This window comes from Sphingobacterium sp. 1.A.5, assembly GCF_002734235.1.
In the GTDB taxonomy this organism is placed as follows: domain Bacteria; phylum Bacteroidota; class Bacteroidia; order Sphingobacteriales; family Sphingobacteriaceae; genus Sphingobacterium; species Sphingobacterium daejeonense.
The window spans coordinates 1-691 of sequence record NZ_PEBA01000057.1; the positions used below are offsets into that span (position 1 = coordinate 1).

Annotated in this window: 1 pseudogene; it reads left to right on the forward strand. The window is 38.8% G+C overall.

Going from position 1 to position 691, the window contains the following annotated elements:
* Positions 1–503 precede the first annotated feature (503 nt).
* A pseudogene (locus tag CRT24_RS20735) lies at positions 504–691 on the forward strand (IS110 family transposase); the annotation flags it as partial.

The window sequence follows — 691 nt, forward strand, 5'->3', positions numbered from 1 at the left end:
GAAACCTTCCAGTTCGACAGAGAGGGTCCGCTTGCACATCTTGGCGATCAGCAGGACCAATCTCTCGAAATTGAGCTTCCGGTCCCGGGTGAAATGGGTTTTGGAATTCCTGAAAAGATTGAGCAGCAGAGGGTCTGTTAAACAGATAGAAATAAAATTTTTTAGGTCTGATATGATTTTAAGTGCTATTTTTACATCGGCCATAAACGCGGTTGTTTAGATTTGTTTAGTAGTGAATTCAAAATTAAACATTTACGTGATTTATGGCCTTCTTTTTTTCTTAACTTAATGACATTGCCTGTAGGGGTGTAACTATTATAGGGATGAATATATGGCGCCATCCAACCCTGTAAGGGTGCAACTATTATAGAAATGAAAATAAGACGCCATGAAACCCTGTAGGCCTTATGTTTGTATTTAGGACGTGCTACTACAAAGAGATAGCATAAGATTATTTGTTTATATTTTTATATAACCAAAATAACAACATAAATCCTAATCTTATGCTACGACAAAATACGGATTTAAATTTTGCTGGACAACCGATCTATATCGGAATAGATGTCCATCTAAAGAGCTGGAACGTTGCGATCTACAGCAAGGACCTTTTCCTTAAGTGCATCCATCAGGAATCCAAGGTTGAGGTCCTGGTGGACCATCTTTGGAAACATTATCCCGGAGCCTCCTACCA